This window comes from Streptomyces sp. NBC_00212, assembly GCF_045206365.1.
In the GTDB taxonomy this organism is placed as follows: Bacteria; Actinomycetota; Actinomycetes; order Streptomycetales; family Streptomycetaceae; genus Streptomyces.
Genome location: NZ_CP108115.1, coordinates 1,476,772 through 1,494,712, shown reverse-complemented (window position 1 = coordinate 1,494,712; position 17,941 = coordinate 1,476,772). Strand labels below are relative to the sequence as shown.

The window sequence follows — 17,941 nt, the reverse complement described above, 5'->3', positions numbered from 1 at the left end:
CATGGCGATCTTCCTCACCAAGGAGAGCAAGGTCCTCGTCCAGGGCATGACCGGCGCCGAGGGCATGAAGCACACCCGCCGGATGCTGGCCGCCGGCACGGAGGTCGTGGCGGCGCCAATCCGCGCAAGGCGGGCCGGATGGTCGACTTCGGCGACTGTACGGTGCCGGTGTTCGCGACGGTGGGGGAGGGGATGGCGGCGACGGGCGCGGACGTGTCGGTCGTCTTCGTCCCACCGCCCTTCGCGCGAGCGGCGGTCGAGGAAGTGGTGGACGCGGGCATGGCCCTAGCCGTGGTGATAACGGAAGGCATCCCGGTGCACGACGCGGTGGCGTTCCACGCCCACGCCCGAGCGAGGGACGGCGCCACCCGCATCATCGGCCCGAACTGCCCCGGCCTGATCAGCCCGGGCCAGTCCAACGCGGGCATCATCCCGGCGGACATAGCCCCGAAGCCGGGCCGCACAGGCCTGGTCTCGAAGTCGGGCACCCTCACGTACCAGCTGATGTACGAGCTGAGAGACATCGGCTTCTCGTCGGCGGGGCGGTGGGTATAGGCAGCGACCCGGTGACAGGCACCACCCACATCGACTGCCTGGCAGCCTTCGAGGCGGCCCGGACACCGAGTTGATCGTCCAGATAGGTGAGGTAGGCGGGGACGCGGAGGAGCGGGCGGCGGCGTACATAGCGGCCCATGTGACGAAGTCGGTGGTCGGCTACATCGCGGGCTTCACCGCCCCCGAGGGCAAGGATGGGCCACGCCGGGGCGATCGTGTCCGGTTCGACCGGAACGGCGTCGGCGAAGAAGGCGGCACTGGAGGCGGCGGGGGTGCCGGTGGGGGCGACTCCTTCGGAGACGGCGGGGTTGGTGGTGGGGGTGCTGGGGTAGCCGAGCTTTGCTCCGAGGGGCGGCGGTGCGGTGATTCGACGCGGCTGAGGGCTGTCGGAGGCGGGGCGCGGAGTTCCCCGCGCTCCTTTAGGGGGCTGCGCTGGAGCGGACTTGGGAGGTCCGCTGGTCGGCGCAACGGCCTTTACTGGCGCGCCAATTCAGCCGCTCCAGGGTTCCCTTCAGTGGCGCCTGATGCAGTCCCTCCGGCGTTTGAGGAGCGGGGGTACTGGGGGCGAGGGGGGGGCTCGGTCCACCGCGCACCGGCCGAAGGGCCCGCCAGGGCGGGGGTTTGGGGCGGTGCCCCCGGCCGGAGGCCGAAGAAACTACCGCTGAAGGGCGGGTTCGGGGGCTGCCCCCAACTCGCCTGCACCGACAGGGGCTTGGGATTGCCCCGCTGAGGGGCGCGGGGCACTGCGCGACCAGCCACCGACGGCCCGCAGTCGACGAACTCGCCGGCAAGGGGGCTGGGTGCGCGGAGCCCCAGTGCCACCCGCCGGGCCGAGGTCGAACGACCCGCCAGAGCAGGGTTCCGGGTCGTAGCCCCGGCGCACCACCCGCCGCCCCAAGCCCAACGACCCACCGCCGGAGGCTTTCGGGAAGGGGCGGGGTGGGGAACCAGCCCGCCGCAGGCGTCCACCGACCCGCGCCCTCCCACCGCACCCACCCCGCCCCGCGATCACGTGACGTCACTCATACTTCACGCCGAGTACGTACCCAACCCCGCACCACCTCACTACCGTCCGGTAACACAAGCCATCGCACCCCCGCCCCGACAGCCATCGCACCGAGAGCGGAGACCCTCATGGCACCCACCCCCGGCCCCACCACCCCCACCTCCCTCACCCTGAAGCCCGGAACAGCCTGGTCGGACGCCTGGCAGCGCAGCCGAGCCGTCGCCCCCGAGGCCTTCCAGGACGACCGCGTCCTGAACCTCTGGGCCGGTGAGTGGCATGCCGACGGCCGCGCACTCCCCGCCACCAGCCCCGTCGACGGCACCCCCATCGCAGGCCCGCCCCGCCTCGACGCCCCCACCGCCCGCCAGGCCGTACGCGCCTCCCTGGACCAGCACCGCGCCTGGCGTCACATCCCGCTCCCCGAGCGCAGGGCCCGCGTCAGTGCCACCCTGGACGCGCTGACCGAGCACCGCGAACAGCTCGCCCTCCTCCTCGTATGGGAAATAGGCAAGCCCTGGCGCCTGGCCGAGGCGGACGTGGACCGCGCCATCGACGGAGTCCGCTGGTACGTCGACAACATCGACACGATGCTGGAGGGCCGCACCCCTCTCCCCGGCCCCGTCTCCAACATCGCGAGCTGGAACTACCCGATGTCGGTCCTGGTCCACGCGATGCTGGTCCAGGCCCTCGCGGGCAACGCGGTGATCGCGAAGACCCCGACCGACGGCGGCGTCGCCTGCCTCACCCTGGCCGCCGCCCTCGCCGTACGCGAGGGGATCCCGATCACCCTGGTCAGTGGCAGCGGGGGCGAACTCTCCGAGGCCCTCGTCCGTTCCCCGGAAATCGGCTGCGTGTCCTTCGTCGGCGGCCGCGACACCGGTGCCCGCATCGCCACGGCCGTAGCCGACCTCGGCAAGCGCCACATCCTGGAGCAAGAGGGCCTGAACACCTGGGGAGTCTGGAACTTCTCCGACTGGGACGCGCTCTCCTCCGCCATCCCCAAACTCTTCGACTACGGCAAGCAGCGCTGCACCGCCTACCCCCGGTTCGTCGTCCAGCGCACCCTGTTCGACCAGTTCCTGGCCGCCTACCTGCCGGCCGTACGCTCCGTACGCATCGGTCACCCCCTGGCGGTGGAACACCCCGAAGGCGCCCTGCCCGCACTGGACTTCGGCCCCCTCATCAACGCGGCGAAAGCCAAGGAGCTGGGCGACCAGGTGGTCGAGGCGATCGACCGCGGCGCAGTCCCGCTGCACCGCGCGTCCCTGGCCGACGGCCGCTTCCTGCCCGGCCAGGACACCAGCGCCTACCTCCCGCCGGTCACCCTCCTGAACCCGCCCCCGTCCTCGCCCCTCTTCCACGCGGAACCGTTCGGCCCGGTCGACACGATCGTCCTGGTCGACACGGAGGCCGAACTCCTCGCCGCGATGAACGCCTCCAACGGAGCGCTGGTCGCCACCCTGTCGACCGATGACCCGGGGACGTACGACCGACTGGCCCCGCAGATAAGGGCGTTCAAGGTCGGCCGGGGCAAACCGCGCTCGCGCGGCGACCGCGAGGAACTGTTCGGCGGCTTCGGCGCTTCGTGGCACGGGGCGTTCGTCGGCGGCGAACTCCTGGTCCGCGCCGTAACGGAGGGCCCGGAGGGAGAGCGCGCCCCGGGCAACTTCCCGGCGTACCAACTGATCCCGTGACGACCGGCCCGATCACTCCGGCCCGATCACTCCGGACGGATCACCCCGGACCGGCACGGCAATGTCACCCGATGCCCTGCCGGTCCGGCTCCAACGCGAAAGCGCGCTCGGCCGCCTCCGGGACCGCGAGTTCGACGGCCTGCGCGAGGAGCTCCCGATGCCGGAGCAGCGGCTCGCGGCGCGGTTCGGGGGCGAGCCCGAGCAGATCGTCGAGCCCCGCGATGATCCGGCGGGTGACCTGCGGGTTCCCGACCGCGCAGAGCCGGATCTCGGCGAAAGCGAGGTCGACGAGATCGGCCCAGTCGGGCACGTCCTGGACGAGCCGGACCTCTCCCTTGCCGTCCGGGTGCCCGACGGCACCGAGCGGCCGGTGCGCCAGCGCCGTGAGCAACTGCACGATCCGGTCGAGGCACTGAACGGCGGTGGTCGGGTCGTTGACGGCGGGCGAAAGAGCCCGCAGCGCGATATCGGAGAGCTGCCGAAGCCCGAACCCGAGATCCTGGTGGAACGTACGCTCCACACCCACCGAGGCGGTGTAGCGCAGCGCGCCCCGCGAAGGCACCTTGCCCGCATCGCTCCCGTGCACCGAAAGCAGCGGGGTGCCCGGCACCACGAAGTCCCCGATGCGGGGAATGAGCCGGAGCACGACCCCCTGCCGCTGAGCGGCCCGTACGAGCCGGGCGATATTGACATCCCGCAGCACCCCGGCCTGCCCGCTGTACCCGACCTGAGCGATCTCCGGACCAAGGCCGAGCCCACCGAGATCCCCACGAGGCATCTTGTCCACGACCCGCAGGGCCTCACCGGTGATCCGGTCGACGACGTGTCCGACCCGCATGAGCCGCAGCGTGGAGTTCACGTACGCGATGAAGAGGAAGAGGCTCAGCGCGACCAGGAGCAGCGTAAGGACGGTCTGCAGAAAGGGGACGGTGGTCACGAGCCGGGGGTCGGTCTCGCTCTCGAAGGAGGTCAGCACGAGCAGCGACAGTGTGAACGTGGCCAGGAAGACGGCGAAGGTCAGCTTGGTGATCCGGGACCGCACGAAGATCCGGACCACACGGGGGGTGAACTGCCCACTGGCCATCTGCACGGCCACGAGCGAAATGCTGAACACGACACCGATGAAGGTCATCATCGCCGAGCTGACCGTGTTGATCACGGGCTTGGCGTCGTTGACGATCCGGATGAGTTCGTCGACCGCGTCGAATTCCTGGTGGTCCTGGAGCGCCTGGACGATGGCCGAGTCGGCATCGTTCGTCCCGACCCACAACGCGAAGATCAGCACCATGGCCGCCGTCGGCGCGAACCAGAACGTGTCCCGCAGATGCTCACGCAACGGCGAGAGCGCACGCGGCCGCCGGTATCCCTTGCCCTTGATCACCCGGCGAGGTTAGGCCTGCCCCGCAGTGCTGATGCCGCCGCGCCGCCGTGTGGTCCCACAGTCGTACACACATTGGTCCTCACGGAGTACGAATCCGTACATCCGCGCCAGAAGAATGGAAGACAACGAAGCGAACGCAGCCGAACCGACATCGACCAAGGGAGCAAGAGCCATGCCCGCTGGCCGCACCAGGACCCGGACCATCGTGCTCGCCGCCGTCTCGGTGGCGGTGGCCCTCGGCTTCGCCGCGGTCGTGGCCGTGCCGGCCGCGAAGGACTGGTTCCAGAACCGCCACGACGAGGCCGCCTCCTACAGCTCCGGCAAGGAGGCGAAGGGCGACCGCGCCTCCGTACCCCGCTGGCTCCCCGACGGGGCGAAGCGCATCGAGTACGCGATGAAGACGACCGGAGGCGACCGCCTCCTGAAGGCCACCCTCCCCTCGGCGACCCTCCCGCCCACGTGCAAGCCCCACAAGCCGGACACGGCCCCGAAGCCGCCGGGCATGAAGTCGGCATGGTTCCCGAAGCACGCCGAGCAGCGCGCGGCGGCCCGCTGCGATCTGTACTACGCGTACATGGAGGGCAACACTCTGTACGCCTGGCAGGCGAACGAGGACTGGGTCGCGGCGAACAAGGCCTGACGCCTCGCCTGACCACGCAATATGCGGGTGAACAGCACCTCAAACCCCTGGTAGAGTTCTCTATGTCGCCGCGGGGAACACACCGCGAAGACAACACCTAGTCCGGGTGGCGGAATGGCAGACGCGCTAGCTTGAGGTGCTAGTGCCCTTTATCGGGCGTGGGGGTTCAAGTCCCCCCTCGGACACAGAGCATGTTCACATGGAAGAGCGGGTTGTGACTCAACGGTCACGATCCGCTCTTTTGCATAGTAGGTCAGCTTGAGGCCGAGGGCTAGGTAGAGCTGCTGCTTGTCTTCAGGGGCGGCGGTTGCGAGGGCGGCGTGGATGCCGCCGAGCTGTTCGATCAGCTCGCGGATCTGGTCCTCGGTGAGCACGGTGCGCTGTGCCTGGTCGGTTTCGTTGTGATGAGTTCTGGGTCGGTGCCGCGGTCGAGGGCTGCGCGGTAGTGGGCGATGCGGCGGTCGCAGTCGGCGATGGTGATGCGGGCGACTTCGAGTGCGGGGGCGGTGGTGAGGGTGTTTTCCTGGCTGCGCTGGAGTTCGTGGAGGGTCCGGTCGAGCCGGGCAGGGGCGAAGGACTGGGCGATCCATGCGTCGAGCCGGGGGAGCACGGCGTCCTCGCGGACGTAGAGGGTTGGCGGGTGATCGAGGGCTGTGGTGCGGGCGTATTCGTAGGTGTAGCGGCAGCGGTAGTGGGGGTGGCCGTTGTTGAAGCTGCCTTGCATTTTGCGGCGGCAGATGGAACAGCTCATACGTCCGCGCAGCACGTAGGTGTGTGTGGTGGTGCGCGGTGGCCGCGGGTGATCGCGCCGCTCGTGGCGTGAGGTGCGCTGGGCCTGGGCGGCCTTGAAGTCGTCCAGGCTGACGAGTGGTTCGTGGACCGGTTGTGCGGACCAGATCCACTGGTCGGGCTTGTTCCAGGACTGTTTGGTGCGGTGGCCGAGGGTGATGTCGTCGATGTCGAGCAGGACTTCGTCCTTGCGCTGTTTGTTCCAAATCTCGTGGCCGGTGTAGCGGGGGTTGGCGAGGATGGCGGCGACGGCGCTCTTGGACCAGGCAAGACCGTCCCGGTGGGGGTTGCGGGCCCGGTCGTGGGCGGAGGGGCAGGGGATCCCGTCGTGGGTGAGTCCGATGGCGATGGCCAGGTAGCCCATGCCGTGCAGGTACTCGGCGAAGATCCGCTGCACGACGGCCGCCGCGACGGGGTGGTCGGGCACGAGTCGGTGCAGCCGTTTGCCGTCGGCGGCTTTGGCGGGGTTGGGGTGGGGGCCGGCGTCCTCCAGCGTGTAGCCGTAGGGCGGGCGTCCGCCGAGGAAGCGGCCTTCGAGCTGGGCCTGGGAGGCCATGGCGGTGCGCACCCGGATCTTGATGCGGTTGCGTTCGCCTTTGCTCATGCCGCCGAAGACGGACATGACGAGGTCGTGGGCTTCGTTGTCGGGGTCGATCGGCCCGCCGACTTCGGGGACCCACAGGGGGACGTGGAAGTGGACGAAGAGGGGGAAGGTGTTGCCGAACTGGTTGCCGTAGAAGGTGCGCTGGGGCTCTCCGATGACAACGGCGTCGAAGCCCCGCTCGGGGTTGCGCAGGTCCTGGAGGAGGGCGGCGGCTTGGGGACGGCGCTTCCATGGCAGGGCGCGTGAGTGGCCGGAGTCGAAGTACTCGGCCACGATCCGGCCGCCGGCTGGTTCGATCAGCCCCTTGGCCCGCAGGAGTTGCCAGTTCTTGGAGGCTTCCGGGTCTTGAAGGTCCTCGGTCGAGCAGCGTCCGGCGAAAGCGAATCGGGTCACGTCGTACTCCCGCAGTGATAGTGGTGCGACCAGCGGCCGATGGTCGTCCGTGGTACCTCTGATCGGCGAAGAGGGCCAGTCGCGGGCCGCTGAAACCAGGGTGCTGGTCAGGGCGGCTGTGGGGGGGGGCTTCCGGGTCCGTTTACGCAGGCGGAGACGAGAATCCGCAGGAGCATGGCCGCGACCGTGGGCGTGAGAGCGGGAGGCTCATGCGGGAGTTCCACTTTGATGCGGCCTGCCCGGTCGGCGGCTGGGTGACGGAGCCGAGACTGGTCCGACGTGACGGCGGACAAGCCATCGGTGTGCCTCCCTGCGACAGGCTGTCGATCGCAGCAGAGTTCAGCAGGTACTTCTTGCCGATCGGTCTGCCTCGGAGCGGAGGGGCGCACTGGCTGATCCATAGGCATCTCCAAGGGGCAGGCGTGGCTACCCTCTAAGGAGAATTTGGCCCGTGAAATGCGCCACAGGGACGAGTGACGGCGTGTCAGTGGCCTTAGGCCTCGCCCGGGTTCGAACTGACCGTGCGGGGCTCGAAAAGTCGTCGCTGCCGCTCAAGAGGCGTATTGGTACTCGTTGATGGCTCCGCCGAGGACGCGGGTTCGCAAGAGCCTGAGGGCGTCGAAGTCGTGCACGGCAGGGGGTTGGTCCTGGGCCTCGGGTGGCCGTTGGCCTCGGGATCGGTGCGGTCGATGCCTGTTGTAGTGGTCCTGGTACTCGGCGAGGACCTGTCGGGCGTGGGTCTCGTTCATGATCAGAACGTGGTCGAGAGCCTCGCGGCGGATCGTGCCGATCACGCGCTCGCAGTGGGCGTTCATGCGCGGCGACTGGGGCGCGGTGAGCAGCACCTCCATCTCCTCGGCTTCGAAGACGGCGTCGAAGGAGCTGGTGTACTTGCTGTCGCGGTCGCGGAGGACGAAGTGCAGGGCCTCGACACGGCTGCCCAGCCCAGCGGCGAGGTTGCGGGCCTGCTGGGTCGCCCACTGCGCGGTGGGGTGGGCGGTGACGCCGGTGATGTGGAGCTGGCGGGTGCCGTGCTCGAGGAACGCCAGCGCGTGCAGCCGTCTGCCGGTGATCGTGTCCACGTGGAAGAAGTCCGCGGCGATGATCCCCTCGGCCTGGATGGTGAGGAACTCGCGCCAGCTCGGGCCGGTGCGGCGCGGGGCCGGGCCGATGCCGGCCGCGTGCAGGATCTCCCAGACCGTGGACGGCGCGATCGGATGCCCCAGCCGGGCCAGCTCGCCCTGGATTCTGCGGTGCCCCCACCGAGGGTTCTCCCGCGCCAGACGCAGCACCAGTTTCCTGAGTGCGGCCGCGGTAGGTGGGCGCCCGGTGCGTCGGCGCCGGGCGGAGCAGTCCCACTTCTTGGCGATCAGCCTGCGGTGCCAGCCCAGTAGCGTCCCCGGCGTGACCGGGAAGACGCCGCTCCAGCAATGACGCGGTATCAGCGACGACAGCGCGGCCAGCCAGAACCGGTCCGAGGGCTCGTAGCGGAGCGGACCGGGGAGCTGCCGGCGCAGCACCGCGTTCTCATGCCGCAACACCAGCAGCTCGGCATCCTTGGCCGTGTCCCGGCGCAGCAGCACCGCCGGCACGGACAGCAACGCCCGGGTGGCCCGATACAGCAGCGAGATGATCACCCGTGCAGCATCCCAGCCACCGCCGATGACTCTGCACGCAGCCTCCCACCTGCAGCGATGACTTTACGAGCCCCACACGGTCTTGTGCCCGGGTTGCCATTCGAGGGGCGATGCATGAGCCTTCACCGCACCACGCAGGATGGCGTGGCCAGGGCCGCAGCCGCGGTGCTGTGCTTGGCTGTCGCCTGGATACACGTCCAGGACCAAGGCGGCTTCCCGGGTGACAAGACGCCCCACTACGTTGCCGTCGGTTACTACATTCTCGAAGGCGCCGGTGCTCTGGGGGCCGCACTTCTGCTGGCCGGATGGCGGAGTCGGCTGTATCCGGCCGACTGGCTGCTGGTGACCGCGGTCGCGGCCGGTCCCCTCCTCGGCTACGTGCTCTCCCGAGGGCCAGGACTCCCCAACTACAGCGACGACAAGGGCAACTGGACCGAACCCCTGGGCGTGGCCAGCCTCGGTGTCGAGGGCACCCTGCTGCTCCTTGCCGTCGTTGTGCTGGCGATGTCCCACAGAGCGGCACGCGCCCCCGAACTGTGATGTCCGCGTCCCTCGGTAGGCAGCGGGGTCCCTCAGTCTGTGCCCCCATGGAGTTGAGGCGGTTGGCGTACTCGCCAATCTGCTGCCAGCCCGGCGCCCCCGCGTCAGCGCCTGCAAGGTGAAGTGCCCCATGACCCGATACCTGGCAACCCCGCTGACCCTCGCCCCGCGATCAGCCAGGACTTCACCGCCCTGGACATCGCGGTCCACCAAGCGGTCAAGCCACCGCCCGCTCCTACCCGCCCGTCCCTCACTCCGGGCCGCAAGACGCTCGTGCTCGACCTCCTGCGAACCGATCCCGAACGACCCTGGCGGTCACAGGAGATCGCCGAAGCGATCGACTGTTCCAATATCAAGAGCCTCTGGACACAGCTCTCGACCTGGGTGAAGGACGGGATGCTCCGCAAGATCGCGAAGGACACCTACGCACTCGTCCCGGACTGGATGAGAAGCAACGAGGCGGATACCGTCACGATTTGACGAAGCCGCAGGTCGCTTAACTACGCGGCATTGATGACTTCCCTGACTGGTTCGGCTGCATCGAGGACGCCAAAGCGTGGTGCGAGCGGTTCTGTGCGGGGGCTTGGAGGCCTTGCTGGAGGTGGACATCTTCCTGCACGGCGAACGGCACCCACCCGGAGGCAGGTGCCGTTCGTACTGAGTCATCCACTGGGGCATCGTCATCCCAGGAGTGAGACCCGTTGTTTCGGCCGCACACCGGGTCATCCCGGGAACCGCAGTCGTATGTCAAGTATACCCCCCCATATGCACTCAATGGCGTGTTGACAAGTGACCGTCCGGAGGCGGAGAAGCCTGCGCCGTCGCGCCATCTCAGCCGCCGCTCGGAGGGGTGCGCTGTCCGTTGCATGTCCGGCTGGTTCGGCAACTGACCGGTGGGGGCATCAGAACCTGAGATGAATCACCGCCTCGCCCACCGCGACGCCGCCATGGAGGAGGCCTCCTCGATCGATTGTCGATCAGTGTCGGCGACACCGTTCAGCGAGGCCAGGAGCTGTATTACTTCAGCTACGGCGGTTCCAGCATCGCCCTGGCCTTCGAACAGGGCATCGTGGACGAGTTCACCGTGCCGTTCAACAACGCCCACGAGCACCCGCACGACGGCCCCACGGTCTTCGGCACGGTCGCTCGGTCGCAGATCGCTCGCGCCGCCTGAGCTCGGCTGGAAGCGGCAAGCAGGGCCAGCAGAAGGAGAGTCGTTGATGACCACGTTCCCCACCGCGCGAGACGTCAGAACCACCCCGGAGGGCCTCGTGTGGGAACCCAGCGAACGGTGGGTGCGAGGCCGCAAGGGCGATGTCACCGTCGTCGACAGCAGGCACCCGATCCTCGTGTGGGAGCCCGGAGTGCCCGTCCCGCTGTACGCCTTCCCACGCGAGGAGGTCCGCGAGGACCTGCTCCGCCCGGCGAAGAACCCACGGACGGGTACGCACACGGGCTCGCAGATCTTCTACGACCTCGAAGCCGATGGCGAACTGATGGAGAACGCGGCCTGGACGTTTCCCGCCGACGACCTGGCCGCGCACATCGCCTTCGAGTGGTTCCGGCGCGTCGGCCGCGGCCCGGACCACTGGTACGAGGAGGAGGAAGAGATCTTCATCCACCCCCGCGACCCGCACAAACGAGTGGACGCGATCCCCAGCAGCCGGCACGTCCAGGTCGACATCGGCGGCACGACGGTGGCCGAAACACACCGCCCGGTGCTGCTCTTCGAGACCGGACTGCCCACGCGCTACTACCTCCCTCGCGAGGAGGTGCGCCTGGACCTGTTCGAACCGACCGACCACAGCACGGGCTGCCCGTACAAGGGCACCGCCGAGTACTGGTCGTGGAGCGGCGAGGCCGAGGTGCCGCCGAGCGTCGTCTGGAGCTATCCGGATCCGCTGCCCGCGGTGGGCGCCGTCCAGGGCCTCCTCGCCTTCTACAACGAGGCCGTCGACATCACCGTGGACGGCGAGCGACTGGAGCACCCCGCCACTCCGTTCAGCAAGACGCTCTCGACGCCGTGACCCGGGCGGCCCGCGCGGGCTCGGGCTCTACGCCGCGTCGTACATCGTCTTGATCGCGCTCCGGAAAGCGGGATGTTCCCCGAGTCGTCGCACGTAGTCCCCGAGCCGGGGGGACGTACACCTCAGCTCGTCCCGGTCGAGGTGTTCGAGCGCCACCCACAGGTCCACGTCCGCGGCCGTCAACTCCGTTCCCAGCGCGTAGGGATGGCGGGCGAGGCTGCTGTCCAGGAGGGCCAGCGCCGCCTGTCGCACCGAGGGCCGCCCGGAAGGGGAACCCGGCCGCGGTCACGTTCCCGCGCCCGCTGACGAAGCCCGGCGACGATCCGTACGCGTTCTCCTTCTCCGGGCTCAAGACGGCCGCCGCCCCGCTGGGTGGAACAGCACCGTGTCCGTGGCGAGGAGGCGTCGGTCGCCGACGGTGCTACCGCGTTGCAGGAGGCTGTGGCCGACGTCCTGACCCGCAATGCCCTGCGGGCCTGCCGTGACCATGAGGTGAAGACGTTGATCCTGGTCGGGGGAGTGGCGGCCAACTCCCGTGTGCGTGCCTTGGCAGAACAGCGCTGCCGGGCGGCGGGGATCGAGTTGCGGGTGCCGCCCATGACGCTGTGCACGGACAACGGCGCGATGATCGCGGCGGTCGGCGACCTGCTGGCCCTGGCCCGCTCCGGCGCCGAACCCGCCCCGCTCGACGTGTCCATCGATCCTTCCGCGCCCCTGGAGTACGCCGCGCTGACGCTGTCGGCCGCTCCGCAGCCCCGGACGGCCTGATGCTGGCGGTCGTCGGACGCGTCACGGGTCAGAGACTGATGTCGTACGGGGAAGGGGTGCGGGCGGTCTATGCAGGCGCCTTCGGTGCCGCACCCTGGAACGAGGCGCCGAATCGAGCGGACGCCTACATGGACCGGCTGGGCTCCGATGTGACCCGGCCCGGTTTCACAGCTGCCGTGGCGCTGGAGGGCGAGGAGGTTCTCGGCTGGGCCACCGCCTGGACCACTCCCCGGCCCTTCCCTTCCGGACGGTGCTATCTGCAGGTCGCGGCGGTGCTCGGGGAGCAGCGCATCCAGCAGTGGCTGTGCGGCGCCCGCGAGGTCGACGAACTGGCGGTCGCCGGCCGCGGCCGCGGGTCCGGCCTCGGAGCGAGGCTGCTGCACGCCGTGACCGAGGACCGGGCGGACGGCCGCTGCTGGCTGCTCACCCCGGCCCGGGCTGCCGATGCCCTCTGCTTCTACGCGGTGGCCGACTGGACGCCGGCCACCCATCCCGCACCGTCCGGGGCGAGCCACGCCGTTTTCCTCGGGCCCCGGCACCCGGCTCGTGCTTTCGCCCTCGCCCCCTGTGACCATCGAAACCGTGGAGCCCCACCCCCATGCGTACTGCCGACATCAGTCAGGGCGCTCCGGGCGTCGACGTCGGGGATTGTTCGCACACTCGTTGTCGGCACTGGGCGTCGGCTGTCGAATAGTCCCCACTGGTGATCGGGTTTGAACACAAGAACCCCATGTGTTGTGAGGAGCGGGAGGATGGGTGGGTGCTGTCCCGGGTCTGGGGTCTGACTCATGAGATTTCTGACCGAAGTGTCCCGCTTACACAGTGTCGACCGTTGGCTGGGGATGGTGCGTTGTCGGTGCCGGGCTGGCGGGGTGTGTCCCGATAGGGGCCTGCCGATTGTTGTGGCGTCCTCACAATTCTGACCGCCCGACGCGGCCCGGTACCGGCAACGTGACGCGCCATCGGACCGAAGGGGAACGGGTATGCCCAGTTCGACCGTGTCCAGTACGTCGCCTGCTCTGAAGTCCCGCTGTCGTCGCCCCGCGGGGGAGGTGGTTTTGGGAGTGGACACGCACCGGGATGCGCATGTGGCTGCGGTGCTGTCCTTGACGGGGGCAGTGCTTGCCACCGACGAGTTCCCGGCCGCCGCGGCTGGCTATCGCGATCTGCTCAAGTGGGCCAGGAAGTTGGGCGGGGTGGACCGGGCCGGGGTGGAGGGGACCAGCTCCTACGGAGCGTCCTTGACGCGCTATCTGCTGGCCCAGGGCGTGGACGTGTTTGACGTGAATCGGATGGACCGGGCAGATCGCCGCCGGCGCGGGAAATCGGATCCGCTCGATGCCCAGAACGCGGCGCGAGCCGTGTTGAGCGGCCGGGCCCGCGCCCAGGCCAAAACGGGCGACGGACCGGTTCAAATCGCGAGAATGTATAAACTCACGAAGGCGTCGGCCGTCAAAGCCCGCACACAGGCCATCAACCAGCTCAAGGCCGTCCTCATCACTGCCGACCCCGCCTTGAGAGAAGATCTGGCCGGACTGGGCAATGCCGAACTCTTCCGTACCTGTGCGCGATTTGCTGACGCGAGCAGCCGCGAGGAGGTCGGCAAGGAGACGGTGCTGCAGGCCACCCGGATCACGCTGGGCCTGCTGGCATCCCGGATCGGCCAGCTTACCGAGCAGATCCGGGACGTGGAAGACCGAATGACCCGGCTCGTGGAACACCATGCCCCACAACTGCTCGAACTGGTGGGCATCGGTCCGGACACGGCCGTCACCTTGCTGATCACGGTGGGGGACAACCCGGAACGGCTGGACAGAGAGGCGTCCTTCGCCGCGCTGTGTGGAGTCAGCCCCGTCGAGCGCTCCTCCGGCAGTCGACAGTACCGTCGTCTCAACCGCGGCGGCGACCGTCAGGCCAACGCCGCGCTCCACCGCATCGTGTTCACCCGCTTGCGGGTCGACCTGCGCACCCAGGACTACTTCGAGCGCCGGATCAAAGAGGGAGAGACCCGGCGCGAAATCGTCCGTTGCCTCAAACGCTACGCGGCCCGCGAGGTCTTCCACCTGGTCAGACAGCTATGGCCAGGACCCCGCTCATAGGGGCTGTGTGAGACAGCGCCCGCTCAGCGAATCAACTGCCAGTCGCGGGGAGCTTCGGCCGGCCCCCTGCGGGAGCCGCGCTCAGCAAGCTCCCGCTCGGCCTTAACGGAGCCCGGGCTCCGTCGGTGCCGTGCTCCAGTACGCGACCCTTCATGGGCTCCAGGGCATTGTTCGTCCGGTCAGTGCTCAGTCGCCCGCACACCCGTCCAAAGGCATACCAGAGAGGGTCTGGGATCCGGATCAGTCGGGGGCGTGTGCTGCTTGGGGACCTCAGTGGACTGCTGCCGGGGGCCGTCACACTCAGGCCGTCGCCCACTAGGCCCTCGGCCAGGTGAGCACGCTGCTCGCCGCGTACAAGCCGCGTAAGCCGGCATTCGTCGGCACCGTCCCCCTGATTGCCTCTCTCACCAGGCACCGGCGCTATCAGGCTCAAGATCAGCGTCACATCGCTGAGGCCAGCGTCACCGGCGTCATCCGTAAGGGGGCCCGCCGATGAGTACTGAACGCATCTCCCGAGTGGCCTCCCTGAGCCGGTTACCGACCTGTTCGCCGCCATCGCTGAGGTCCTCGACGTACCGGTCCCGTCCAACAGACGTCGGTCCCATCCCCTGGTTGTAGGTGATGGGACCGACGTCATGAGCTCAGGCCCTTTTTCAACAGCGTTCATCGGGGCAGACCCTCGCCATCTCCGTAGATCCGGGGAGCAGCTGTGACGTTCCTGTATGCCTATTACGGCGGTCAGGACATCTGCCGCGTCCACTGCCTCTGGGACAACGACTGGGCTCTGATGCCCGACCAGATCCCGCGCTGGTTCGTCGAACTCCAGGCCCTGGTCGTGCAGGCCGGCCGCCCAGAACTCCCGCCCTTCACACCAGCCGCGCAACCCGCTAATTTCACCCGTTCGTGGGGGAGTCGGTCCGGGTTTGACGGCGGTAACCGGTCATCTCTATCGGCCGAAAATTGCGGTGATAAGGGATATAAAGAACATCTAACCGGGAGGGTGCCGGGTACGCATGGCTCCGTAGTCGGTCCCACCCGAGCCGACGCCTGCCGGTGGCGGTCTCGATAGCCGCTCCCAGTCCAACCGGCCACGGCGCCTTGACTCATAGCAGAAGACGAGGAACCAGTAGGGCGTATGACCACTTTCCGTGCCGGTGGGGTGTGCCGCGCCCGTGTGTTCCCCATAGCGTTCGCGCACCCGCTGCTGAGCCACGGCGGGCCGGGCGAACCGCAAGGTGGAGTGGATGCATCTGACCCCCCATGAACAAGAGAAGCTGCTCATTTACGTGGCCGCCGACATCGCGGAGAAACGGTGGCCGAAGGATCCCGAAAGGTTCCACCACTCCGAGCGCGTACAGCTCAACTACCCCGAGGCGATCGCACTGATCAGCCGGTACATCATGGAAGGGGCGCGCCGGGGGAAGCCGGTGCTGGACCTGGCCGCGGATGCGGCCCGGTTGTTCGAGCCAGAGGAGCTGATGGAGGGCGTCTTCGAGATGGTCCGCGACCTCCAGGTGGAGGCGACCTTCCCGGACGGGAGCAAGCTGTGCTCCGTACGTGAGTTGGTGCCTCGCAGCTTGGTGGACCTGCCCGGCCCTGAACCCGAGCCCGCCTCGATGGCTCTAGGAGTGCAATCGTGATTCCTGGAGAAATCGAGTTCGACGGCCCCGGCATCGTCATCAATGAGGGTAGGCCGGTAACAGTCCTGAAAGTGAAGAATGAAGGGGACCGGCCTGTTCAGGTCGGCTCTCACTACCATTTCGCCGAGGTCAATCACAGCCTGAAGTTCTTCTCGGGGGACGAGGAGCTGCCGCGCAGCGCGGCGCGCGGGCTGCGGCTGCATGTCGCGGCGGGAACGGCGAAGCGCTTCGAGACCAATACGGACTGCGACATCGAACTGGTACCGCTCGCGGGCAAGAGGGTGGTGCCGGGGCTGCGTGGCGAGACCGCGGGACCGGTGGGCGGCAACGCGGAAGCTGTGGACAGCGGCGCGGAATCGGGGGAGGGGCGATGACCGAGAATTCCCGGCACAGGCTGGAGCTGCCCCGGCAGAAGTACGCCGAGCTGTTCGGCCCGACGGCCGGTGACCGCATCCGGCTTGCCGACACCAATCTGTGGATCCGCATCGAGAAGGACCTCTCCGGAGGACCGGGACGGGCGGGGGACGAAGCGGTCTTCGGCGGCGGCAAGGTACTGCGCGAGTCCATGGGACAGTCCCTGCTCAGCCGTAAGGACGGAGCGCCCGACGCCGTCATCACCGGCGTGGTGATCGTCGATCACTGGGGCATCATCAAGGCCGATGTGGGCATCCGCGAGGGCAGGATCGTCGCACTGGGCAAGGCCGGCAACCCCGACATCATGGACGGAATCCACCCGGACCTCGTCATCGGGCCCGAGACGGAGATCATCGCAGGCAACGGCAAGATTCTCACCGCGGGTGCCGTGGACACGCATGTGCACTTCGTCGACCCGCAGGTCATTCCCGAGGCACTGGGTTCCGGCGTCACCACCCTCATCGGCGGCGGCGCCGGACCCGGCGAGGGCAGCAAGGCCACCACCGTTACTCCGGGGGCCTGGTACCTGGCCCGGATGTTCGAAGCGCTGGATGCCTACCCGGTCAATATCGGCCTGACGGGCAAAGGCAGTACGGTCAACAAGGAGTCGATGCGCGACCAACTGCGCGCCGGAGCCTTCGGGTTCAAGATCCATGAGGACTGGGGGGCAACCCCCGCCGCGATCCACGCCGCTCTGGAGGTGTGCCAGGAGAGCGGAGCCCAACTCGCCCTGCACGCTGACACCTTGAACGAGGCCGGCTACGTGGGCAGCACCCTGGAGGCCATCGACGGCCGGGGCATCCACGTGTACCACGCCGAGGGTGCGGGCGGCGGGCACGCCCCGGACATCATCACTGTGGCCCGCTGCTCCAATGTGCTGCCCTCCTCCACCAATCCGAGCATTCCGTACACGTACAACACCGAGGAAGAGCATTTCGACATGCTCATGGTCGCCCACCACCTCAACCCGAACGTCGACGAGGACGTGAAATTCGCTGGTTCGCGGATTCGGCCGGCCACCATGCTCGCCGAAGACATCCTGCATGACCTCGGCGCGATGTCGATGACGTCCTCGGACGCCCAGGCGATGGGGCGCGCGGGTGAAACCATCCTGCGCACCTGGCAGCTCGCACACGTCATGAAGGAGCGCATCGGCGCCGCGGCCCGCGACACCAGCTCCTGCGACAACCACCGGGTACGCCGCTATGTCGCCAAGTACACCATCAACCCGGCCATCACCCACGGCGTCGGCGACATCATCGGATCGGTGGAAGCGGGCAAACTTGCCGACCTGGTGCTGTGGGAGCCGAAGTTCTTCGGCGTCAGGCCGCACCTGGTCATCAAAGGCGGACAGATCGCGTACGCGCAGCTGGGCGACGCCAACGCCTCCATCCCCACCCCGCAGCCCGTGCTGCCTCGTCCCGCCTACGGCGCGGTCGGTCGGGCGCCGGCATCGCTCTCGCTGAACTTCGTCACGCATTTCGCGCTGGAGGACGGCCTGGTGGAACGGCTCGGCGTGGCCAAACCATTCCACGAGATCGAGAGCACCCGGAACATCACCAAGGCCGACATGAAGGAGAACGACGCGAGGCCCGACATCGTCGTCAACCCCGACTCGTTCAAGGTCACCATTGACGGCAAGGACGTGGAGCAGATGTGCCCGGAGGACGAACTGAAGGAACTTCCGCTCGCCCAGCGGTACTTCATCGTCTGATGGCCGCTGTGAACGCCGTGCGGAGGACTGCGGCGAACCC

The 17,941-nt window shown here is 68.3% G+C and carries 14 protein-coding genes, 1 tRNA gene and 3 pseudogenes; 14 read left to right on the top strand and 4 right to left on the bottom strand.

The window, feature by feature from the left end; all coding sequences use genetic code 11:
- Window position 1 precedes the first annotated feature (1 nt).
- Both sucD and OHA17_RS06880 read left to right on the top strand, forming a co-directional pair.
- A pseudogene (gene sucD / locus OHA17_RS06885) lies at window positions 2–887 on the top strand (succinate--CoA ligase subunit alpha).
- Between the two features lie 802 nt (window positions 888–1,689).
- Window positions 1,690–3,255, top strand: coding sequence for an aldehyde dehydrogenase family protein (locus OHA17_RS06880; protein ID WP_406504983.1), 1,566 nt, complete (start codon window positions 1,690–1,692; stop codon window positions 3,253–3,255).
- A gap of 64 nt (window positions 3,256–3,319) precedes the next feature.
- Here the strand turns inward: OHA17_RS06880 and OHA17_RS06875 are convergent, their stop codons facing one another.
- Window positions 3,320–4,633, bottom strand: coding sequence for a DUF2254 domain-containing protein (locus tag OHA17_RS06875; protein ID WP_406510650.1), 1,314 nt, complete (start codon window positions 4,631–4,633; stop codon window positions 3,320–3,322).
- Between the two features lie 175 nt (window positions 4,634–4,808).
- Here OHA17_RS06875 and OHA17_RS06870 point away from each other — a divergent pair, with 175 nt between their 5' ends.
- Together OHA17_RS06870 and OHA17_RS06865 are read left to right on the top strand one after the other, a co-directional pair.
- Window positions 4,809–5,276, top strand: coding sequence for a hypothetical protein (locus tag OHA17_RS06870; protein ID WP_398878916.1), 468 nt, complete (start codon window positions 4,809–4,811; stop codon window positions 5,274–5,276).
- A 100-nt stretch (window positions 5,277–5,376) separates the two neighbouring features.
- A tRNA-Leu gene (locus OHA17_RS06865) sits at window positions 5,377–5,461 on the top strand.
- 158 nt (window positions 5,462–5,619) lie between these two features.
- Here the strand turns inward: OHA17_RS06865 and OHA17_RS06860 are convergent.
- A complete protein-coding gene (locus OHA17_RS06860; protein ID WP_406504980.1) occupies window positions 5,620–7,062 on the bottom strand; it encodes a recombinase family protein in 1,443 nt (480 codons plus the stop codon).
- Between the two features lie 551 nt (window positions 7,063–7,613).
- Window positions 7,614–8,699 carry an integrase core domain-containing protein gene (locus tag OHA17_RS06855; protein WP_406504978.1) on the bottom strand — a complete coding sequence of 362 codons (1,086 nt, stop codon included), beginning with the start codon at window positions 8,697–8,699 and terminating at the stop codon, window positions 7,614–7,616.
- A gap of 114 nt (window positions 8,700–8,813) precedes the next feature.
- Here OHA17_RS06855 and OHA17_RS06850 point away from each other — a divergent pair, with 114 nt between their 5' ends.
- The 4 genes from OHA17_RS06850 (at window position 8,814) to OHA17_RS06835 (ending at window position 11,266) form a co-directional block, all read left to right on the top strand.
- Window positions 8,814–9,239, top strand: a complete 426-nt coding sequence (locus OHA17_RS06850) for a hypothetical protein (protein WP_406504976.1) — start codon at window positions 8,814–8,816, stop codon at window positions 9,237–9,239.
- Between the two features lie 123 nt (window positions 9,240–9,362).
- Window positions 9,363–9,719 carry a hypothetical protein gene (locus OHA17_RS06845; protein WP_406504975.1) on the top strand — a complete coding sequence of 119 codons (357 nt, stop codon included), beginning with the start codon at window positions 9,363–9,365 and terminating at the stop codon, window positions 9,717–9,719.
- A gap of 490 nt (window positions 9,720–10,209) precedes the next feature.
- Window positions 10,210–10,413 carry a hypothetical protein gene (locus tag OHA17_RS06840; protein WP_406504973.1) on the top strand — a complete coding sequence of 68 codons (204 nt, stop codon included), beginning with the start codon at window positions 10,210–10,212 and terminating at the stop codon, window positions 10,411–10,413.
- A gap of 46 nt (window positions 10,414–10,459) precedes the next feature.
- Window positions 10,460–11,266, top strand: coding sequence for a DUF427 domain-containing protein (locus tag OHA17_RS06835; RefSeq protein ID WP_406504971.1), 807 nt, complete (start codon window positions 10,460–10,462; stop codon window positions 11,264–11,266).
- Window positions 11,267–11,293: 27 nt separating this feature from the next.
- Here the strand turns inward: OHA17_RS06835 and OHA17_RS06830 are convergent, their stop codons facing one another.
- Complete coding sequence (locus OHA17_RS06830) at window positions 11,294–11,518, bottom strand: glutathione S-transferase C-terminal domain-containing protein (protein ID WP_406504969.1); 225 nt, start codon at window positions 11,516–11,518, stop codon at window positions 11,294–11,296.
- Between OHA17_RS06830 and OHA17_RS06825 the strand changes: the two are divergent.
- The 6 genes and pseudogenes from OHA17_RS06825 to OHA17_RS06800 all read left to right on the top strand — a co-directional run.
- A pseudogene (locus OHA17_RS06825) lies at window positions 11,491–12,034 on the top strand (tRNA (adenosine(37)-N6)-threonylcarbamoyltransferase complex transferase subunit TsaD); the annotation flags it as partial. The gene OHA17_RS06830 and the pseudogene OHA17_RS06825 overlap by 28 nt on opposite strands.
- Before the next feature lie 38 nt (window positions 12,035–12,072).
- Window positions 12,073–12,741, top strand: coding sequence for a GNAT family N-acetyltransferase (locus OHA17_RS06820; RefSeq protein WP_406504967.1), 669 nt, complete (start codon window positions 12,073–12,075; stop codon window positions 12,739–12,741).
- A 357-nt stretch (window positions 12,742–13,098) separates the two neighbouring features.
- A complete protein-coding gene (locus tag OHA17_RS06815) occupies window positions 13,099–14,133 on the top strand; it encodes an IS110 family transposase (protein WP_406504965.1) in 1,035 nt (344 codons plus the stop codon).
- A 1,244-nt stretch (window positions 14,134–15,377) separates the two neighbouring features.
- Window positions 15,378–15,695 (top strand): annotated as a pseudogene (ureA, locus tag OHA17_RS06810) (urease subunit gamma); the annotation flags it as partial.
- A 74-nt stretch (window positions 15,696–15,769) separates the two neighbouring features.
- Window positions 15,770–16,147 carry an urease subunit beta gene (gene ureB, locus OHA17_RS06805; RefSeq protein ID WP_406504963.1) on the top strand — a complete coding sequence of 126 codons (378 nt, stop codon included), beginning with the start codon at window positions 15,770–15,772 and terminating at the stop codon, window positions 16,145–16,147.
- Entirely contained in the window at window positions 16,144–17,901 is a 1,758-nt protein-coding gene (locus tag OHA17_RS06800) for an urease subunit alpha (RefSeq protein ID WP_406504961.1), read from the top strand. Before ureB ends, OHA17_RS06800 begins: the two co-directional genes overlap by 4 nt.
- The last annotated feature ends 40 nt before the right edge of the window (window positions 17,902–17,941 follow it).